This window comes from Bradyrhizobium sp. (assembly GCF_017881085.1).
Classification (GTDB): Bacteria; Pseudomonadota; Alphaproteobacteria; order Rhizobiales; family Xanthobacteraceae; genus Bradyrhizobium.
This window is the reverse complement of the sequence record NZ_JADGRI010000275.1, coordinates 1-7,518: the sequence shown is the minus strand read 5'-3', so window position 1 is coordinate 7,518 and position 7,518 is coordinate 1. Positions and strand designations below refer to the sequence as shown.

3 protein-coding genes and 1 pseudogene are annotated in these 7,518 nt (G+C 62.9%); 3 read left to right on the top strand and 1 reads right to left on the bottom strand.

Translation table 11 applies throughout. The features are described from left to right. The 3 genes and pseudogenes from QZ213_RS21620 to QZ213_RS21610 form a co-directional block, all read left to right on the top strand. Positions 1-1,942, top strand: a pseudogene (locus QZ213_RS21620) (DNA-directed RNA polymerase subunit beta'); the annotation flags it as partial. Between the two features lie 312 nt (positions 1,943-2,254). Beyond that, a complete protein-coding gene (locus QZ213_RS21615) occupies positions 2,255-4,309 on the top strand; it encodes an FAD-dependent oxidoreductase (protein WP_291688131.1) in 2,055 nt (684 codons plus the stop codon). Positions 4,310-4,481: 172 nt separating this feature from the next. Continuing rightward, positions 4,482-6,503 (top strand): ABC transporter ATP-binding protein, encoded by a 2,022-nt coding sequence (locus tag QZ213_RS21610; RefSeq protein ID WP_291688130.1) that lies wholly within the window; start codon positions 4,482-4,484, stop codon positions 6,501-6,503. Positions 6,504-6,528: 25 nt separating this feature from the next. On the opposite strand, the gene QZ213_RS21605 is transcribed toward QZ213_RS21610, so the two are convergent. Further along, on the bottom strand, positions 6,529-7,518 hold a 990-nt coding region (locus QZ213_RS21605; RefSeq protein WP_291688129.1), incomplete at its 5' end, for an FAD-dependent monooxygenase.

Below are 7,518 nucleotides of genomic sequence, written 5' to 3'. Positions count from 1 at the left end.
GCCGATCATTTCCAACTTCAAGGAAGGTCTGTCGGTGCTCGAATACTTCAACTCGACCCACGGCGCCCGCAAGGGTCTCGCGGACACCGCGTTGAAGACGGCGAACTCCGGTTACCTGACGCGGCGTCTGGTCGACGTGGCGCAGGACTGCATTATCACGGCCGATGATTGCGGCACCAAGCTCGGCATCAAGATGCGCGCCATCATCGATGCCGGCACGGTGGTTGCGTCGCTGGCGTCGCGTATTCTCGGCCGCACCGCGGGCGAGGATCTGCGCGATCCCGTGACCAACAAGATCGTGGTCAAGCGCGGCACCCTGATGGAAGAGATTCACGTCGACGCTCTTCAGCAGGCCGGTATCCAGGAAGTAAAGATCCGCTCGGCATTGACCTGCGAACTCGTCAACGGCATCTGCGGCAAGTGCTACGGCCGCGACCTCGCCCGCGGCACGCCGGTCAACCACGGCGAAGCCGTCGGCGTCATCGCAGCGCAGTCGATCGGCGAACCCGGCACCCAGCTGACGATGCGTACCTTCCACATCGGCGGCGCGGCGCAGATCAACGAGCAATCGTTCATCGAGTCGAATTTCGACGGCAAGGTGACGATCAAGAACAAGGCTATCCAGAAGAACAGCGAAGGCCATCTGGTTGCCATGGTGCGTAACATGGTGGTCGCGGTGGCCGATGCCGACGGCACCGAGCGTGCGACCCATCGCATTCAGTACGGCGCGCGGATGCGGGTCGACGAGGGCGATATGGTCAAGCGCGGCCAGCGCATCGCCGAATGGGACCCCTACACCCGGCCGGTTCTGACCGAGGTCGAGGGCGTCATCGGGTTCGAGGATCTGGTGGAGGGGCAGTCGATCTCGGAGACGCTCGACGAATCCACCGGTATCGCCAAGCGCGTCGTCATCGACTGGCGCTCGTCGCGCGGCGGTGCGGATCTGCGTCCGGCGATCGTCATCAAGGGCAAGGACGGCAAGGTCCTCAAGCTCGCGCGTGGCGGCGAGGCCCGCTACATGCTGTCGGTCGACGCGATCCTTTCGGTCGACGTCGGCGCGAAGGTCAAGCCCGGCGATATCCTGGCGCGTATCTCCACCGAGAGCGCCAAGACCCGCGACATCACCGGCGGTCTGCCGCGGGTGGCCGAACTGTTCGAGGCGCGCAAGCCAAAGGACGCGGCGATCATCGCGGAAATCGCGGGCACCATCCGGTTCGGCCGCGACTACAAGAACAAGCGCCGTATCTCGATCGAGCCGATGGACAAGAATGAGGAGGCTCGCGAGTACCTCATTCCGAAGGGCAAGCACATCCATCTGCAGGACGGCGATATCGTCGAAAAGGGCGACTTCATCGTCGAAGGCAACCCGGCGCCGCACGACATCCTGGCGATCAAGGGCATCGAGGAACTCGCTGCCTATCTGGTCAACGAAATCCAGGAGGTCTACCGGCTGCAGGGCGTGCTGATCAACGACAAGCACATCGAGGTGATTGTCCGTCAGATGCTGCAGAAGGTGGAGATCACCGACCAGGGCGAGACCGACATGATCTCGGGCGAGCAAGTCGACAAGATCGAGTTCGACGTGCTCAACGCCAAGGCCAAGGAAGAGGGCAAAAAGATCGCTACGGGAACTCCGGTGCTGCTCGGCATTACCAAGGCGAGCCTGCAGACCCGTTCGTTCTTCTCGGCGGCGTCGTTCCAGGAGACCACCCGCGTGCTCACCGAAGCCGCCGTCAACGGCAAGGTGGACCCGCTGGAAGGCCTCAAGGAGAACGTCATTGTCGGCCGGCTGATCCCGGCGGGCACCGGCGCCTCGATGGCCAAGATCCGCGAAGTCGCCGTCAAGCGCGACAAGCTGATCCTCGACGAACGCGAGAAGCAGGCGGCGATCGTGCCGGCGGCCCCGGAAGTCGAGCCGTTGGCGCTGCCGCCGGCCGAATAAGGCCGCGCGGAATCGGTAAACTCAGGAAAAAGGCCGGCGAAAGCTGGCCTTTTTGCTATTTTCGGCTTTCTGCCGCCAAGGGCCCCGCTTCGTTCATCTTTCCTTCAGGCTGAAAAGCGCTTCTGCTAAGGCTTGGCCTTCAGGCAGGTCATGGGGTTGACCCTGAGGACGCGGGGCGGTTTCGCGGTAAGGCAATGCGCTAGATCAATGATTTGGGGCACGACCGGTACAATAAGAACGGCCGATGGCGCTCCGAACTGACCGAAGGACTGGATGCCCCTTGGCGGGGCGGCGGGGGATTACGGAACAGACATGTTGGATCTTGCAATCGTTGGAGGAGGGCCGGGTGGCCTGATGAGCGCCTGGTATCTCAAGAAGAAGCTTGGTGACCTCTGCCGCGTCACCATCTACGAGGCTTCCGACCGGCTTGGCGGCAAGATCCTGACACGCAAATTCGACTCGGCGCCCGCGATGTATGAAGCCGGCGTCGCCGAGATCTATGATTACTCGATGACCGGACCCGATCCGCTGCGGGAACTGATCCAGCATTTCGGCCTGCAGACCATTCCGATGGATGCCGAGCAGGTCCATCTCGACGGCGAACTCCTGAACGACGTGCCGGGCATGCGCCGCAAATACGGCGCCAAGACCGCGGAGGCGATCGAAGGCTTCCGCAAGCGCTGCACCGAGATGGTGTCGCCGCTCGAATATTACGAAGGCGTCGGCGCGCACGACAACGAGCATCCCTGGGCCTACATCACCGCCGAGGAACTGCTCGACAGGGAAGTCGACGACCCGACCGCCAAGCGCTTCTTCAAGGTGATGGCGCGCTCCGATATCGCCACCGAGGCCCACAACACCAACGGGCTGAATGCGCTGAAGAACTTCGTGATGGATGTCGACGGCTATATCGGCCTGTATTCGATCCAGAACGGCAACGAGCAGCTGATCGACTGCCTGCAGTCCGAGGTGGATGCCGATATCCAGCTCAATCACCGGGTGCTCAAAGTCGGCAAGACCGCGGCCGGGCGCTACCAGCTCAACATGATGAACGGCAAGGGACCGGAGACAAAAGATTTCGACCTGGTGCTGATGTGCCTGCCGCACTCATGGCTCTCCACCATGGGGTGGGAAGGCGAGCAGCTGCGCAAGTCGATGGTCAAGCACATCGCCTATTTCGACCGTCCGGCGCACTATCTGCGGGTTTCGATCCTGTTCGATGAGCCGTTCTGGGGCGAGAAGATCCCCGGCGCGTGGTTCATGTCCGAGGCGTTCGGCGGCTGCTGCGTCTACAACGAAGGCGCGCGACACGACGTCGGCAAGCACGGCGTGCTGAACTGGCTGATCGCCGGTTCCGACGCGCTGGCCTTCGCCAATCTCGACGATCAGGAACTGATCGATGCCGCGCTGAAGTCGCTGCCGGCCTCGCTCGGCGACGCCCGCGAGCATTTCATGGAGGGCAAGACCTATCGCTGGCTGTCGTCGGTGAATGCGATTCCCGGCGGCTTGCCGGCGCGCGACGTCATGACCAATCACCGGCCCGAGCCGAAGCAGCATCCCGGCCTCGTCGTGGTCGGCGATTACCTGTTCGATTCCACGCTGAACGGATTGCTCGATTCCTCCGACGCCGCCACCGATATCATCGTCACCGAGATGATGCGGCTGCGCCGCGCGCGCGGCGATGGCGGAGAGCCGGCATCCGACAAGATCGACCGCGGCTATTACGAGAATTACCGCGGCCTCGGTCCCTACAGCGAAGTCTGGAGCCAGTTCACCGATCCGGCCTACCTCACGGATCTCATCAAGATCGTCTGGAAACGGGCCAGGGGTTACAAGCTCCTGGTGGCGGGATCCGCCAGCGGCGAGCTGGTGGGAGCGCTGCGCGCGCGCGGCATCGATGCATGGGGTATCGAGAACAATCGCGCAATCCACGCCAAGACCCCGAAGGCGCTGAAGAAGTTCAACAAGCTCGGGTCGATCGTCGACATGCCGTTCAAGGACGGCGCGTTCGATTTCGTGTTCGAGACCAGCCTGTGCCATGTCGCGGAGAAGCAGGTCCCGCGCGCGATTCGCGAGTTGAACCGGGTTGTGAAGACCGGGCTGGTGTTCGGATCGGTGACCTCGGACATGGCGCCCGCGCTGATCGATCGCTACGACCTCCTGCGCGGGGTCAAGAAGCTCGGCACCTGGTGGGAATGGTCGGAGCTGTTCTTCTCCAGCGGGTTCGACCTGGCGATGCACCGCCGCGACTGCACCGACGAGTTGTGGGCGGCGACGCTTGCCGCCAACAAGGGGCCCGGCCAGTGGTACGCCGACTCCGACAGCCTGCGTTACTCGTTCTTCGACAAGGTCGAAGCCGACGATTGAGCCGGTAGAGTGGCCGGTCACGGTCCCGGGCTTCGCCGGGACTACCTGCGGAATGTTTTCGACTGTCAGCTTTGCTGAAAGCGCGGCAATCGCATAGGATCGACGCGGTGGTTCGTTCGGCCACTTTCCTCGATTTTGCGGTCATGCCGGCCGTGCAGCATCGGTTGGTTTTATGGCGCCCAAGCCTCCATCGTCGGATGATCGGATCAAAGCTGCCGCGGACGATGCTCGCGCGCCGGAGGCCGACGAAAAGGTTGTAACGGCCGCCGAAATGGTCGGGCCCGCCGGCGCCAAGGCGCCGGCGTCTCCACCCGACGACGATGACGAAGAAGACGACGAACTTGAGCTTGAAGACGACGAGGAAGATGAGGATCTCGTCGTCTTTACCGCGAAAGAGGCCGCCGGCGCGCTGGCGACGATCTATGCATTCGTCAAACCGTTCCTGAAGAACTACAAGAAGATCCTGACATTCGTCGGCCTCGGCGTCGTGGTCGAGACGCTGTTCAATGTCATCATGCCGCTCAGCCTGAAATTCCTGATCGACGACGCGCTCGGCGAGGAAGATTTCGAAGCGCTGATCAAGATTCTCTCGGTGCTCGCGGCCGCCGGGATCATCACCTCCATCGTCGCCGTCTGGTACGAGCGCTGGGACGCCAAGCTCGCGGCTTCGCTGATATCCGATGTGCGGACACGGCTGTTCGAACATATCCAGAATCTGCCCGCGGCCTACTTCGCGCGCACCAAGCGCGGCGAGATTCTGTCGCGGTTCTCGGTCGACATGTCCGCGTTCGAAGGGTCGATCAAGGGTTTCGCCAACAGCGCGGTCCTGCCGTTCTTCGAACTGATCGCGGGCATCGTCCTGATGCTGTTCCTGAACTGGCAGCTCGCCGTGGTGTCGCTGCTGGTGTTCCCGATCACGCTGATCGGCCCGCGAATCCTGACGCCTAAGGCGGTGCAGGCGAATTACGAGCAGAAGCTCAATGAATCCTCGCTGCTCGGCATGGTGCAGGAGAACGTCGCGACGCAGGCGGTGATCAAGGCGTTCATGCTGCAACGCCGCACGCTGGGCTGGTTCACGATGCGCAACGACGAGGCGCGCCGCAAGATTGCGTCGGCGGCGTTCCTGTCGACCATGGTCGAGCGCACCGTCACGATCTCGGTGCTGTTGCTGCACCTCGTGGTGCTCGCGATCGGCGCCTATCTCGCCACCAAGGGTCAGATCACGATCGGAACCTTCGTGACGTTCGAGAGCGCGTTCTGGGAAGTGTCCTACAACATCGCCCACGTGATGCATTTCATCCCGGTATCGATCCAGTCGGCGGCGGCGGTGCGTCACATTCAGGAAATGCTGGACGAACCGACCCGCGGCGCCGATCGTGCGGGCGCCCCCGACCTGCCGCGCATCACCAATGATATCACCTTCGATCGCGTTTCCTTCAAGTATGAAGGCAGCCAAACGCCGGTGCTCGACAATTTCAGCCTCAAGCTCAAGGTCGGCAAGAGCATCGCCATCGTCGGGCCCAGCGGCTCCGGCAAGAGCACGTTGCTCAACCTGATCCTCCGCCTTTACGTGCCGGACGAAGGGCGCGTCACCATCGACGGCGTCGATATCCGCAAGGTGACCCGCGAGTCCTTGCGCCGGAGCATGGCGGTGGTGTTCCAGGAGAACATGCTGTTCAACATGTCGATCCGGGAAAACATCCGGCTCGGCAAGGAGGGCGCGACCGACGAGGAGGTCGTTGAGGCCGCGCGCAAGGCCGAGATCCATCGCTACATCATGAGCCTGCCGCAGAAATACGACACCCCGGTCGGCGAACGCGGCGACACGCTGTCGGGCGGCCAGCGCCAACGCATCGCGATCGCGCGGGCCATCGTGCGGGATCCGTCGATCCTGCTGCTCGACGAGGCGACCTCCGCGCTCGACCAGACCACGGAAGCCGCGATCAACAAGACGCTATTGAAGCTCGCCAGGGGCCGCACCATGATCTTTTCGACCCACCGGCTGACATCGGTGGTCGAAATGGACGAGATCGTGGTGATAGCGGGCGGCAAGGCGGTCGAACGCGGCTCCCACGCCAAGCTGCTGGCGGCCAACGGAATGTATCGAAAGCTCTGGGATGATCAGGGCCGTCAGCCGCATCAGGCGGCCGATCAGGTTGACGACGATGAGGATGATGAGGACGACGAGGATTGAGGCATCGGCCGTCGACGAGGCCGCTTCAGGGATGCGCGGCCTGTTTCGCCGCCAGCCTCGGCGGCGCTGATTCACCGGACAACTGCCGGCCGATCGCCAGCCGCGTGCCCTGGGCCAATCGCACGATGAAGCGCGCCCAGCGCCGCGCCCGCCAGGACAGGCCATTGTCGATCGACAGCGAGCGCAGATGGTAGGCCTTGGCGAGGCAGCGCGCCTCGCACGCCTTCTTCTCCGGATCGTCGTAGAACTCCGCGACCTTGTCCACGGCCATGCCCTCGGTGGAAAGCCACCGCGGGATGTAGACATTGCAGAGCCGTTCGACGTCGGTGAAAACCTTCGTGGTGCCGGTTCCCGCGGCGGGGCAGGAGGTCGAGAAGGCGTCGCCGACCAGCACGATCCCGGATTGGACATGGTCGTCGGACACACACAGGTCGGCCGGCCGGATCTTGACGGGGCCGCTCACCCTGAACTCGCCCATCATGTCCTCGAGGCCGGGCATCATGGCGAGCATCGCCGGCTCGGGCGCCTGCTTGAACGCCGGTAGCCAGGGGTCGGTCATGTCGCGATAAACCATCAGATTGACGCGCATCGCTCCATCGATCGGAAAAATCGAGAGATACGCCATGCGCGAGGTCGTTCGCTTCGGCCAGTAGGTCAATGCAGGGAAATCGAAAGCCGCGCGGCCGACCGGTTCGACGTTGAAGCCGAGCGTGACCGAATGGCATTCGCTGATGACGTGGCGCTTGATGCCGAGCGTCTGACGCAGGCCGACATTCAAACCGTTGGCGAAGACCACCAGCCGCGCCGAGATTTCCTCGCCATTCGACAGCACGAGCTTCTGTCGCTCCGGACTGTTGGAGATCGCGGAGGCTTTTGCGCAGATGGTTTCGACATTGGATGGAATTTGTGCGCGCACGGTGTTGACGAGCGTATCGTACATCACGCCGTGCTGGTCGCTGGGTTTTTTGGCGACGACATGGCCGAAACGCGCTTCCCAGACTTCGCCGTCGAGCGT

Coding starts and splice junctions, on each gene's coding strand:
- QZ213_RS21615 (WP_291688131.1), top strand. CDS start 2,255: ATGTTGGATCTTGCAATCGTTGGAGGAGGGCCGGGTGGCCTGATGAGC.
- QZ213_RS21610 (WP_291688130.1), top strand. CDS start 4,482: ATGGCGCCCAAGCCTCCATCGTCGGATGATCGGATCAAAGCTGCCGCG.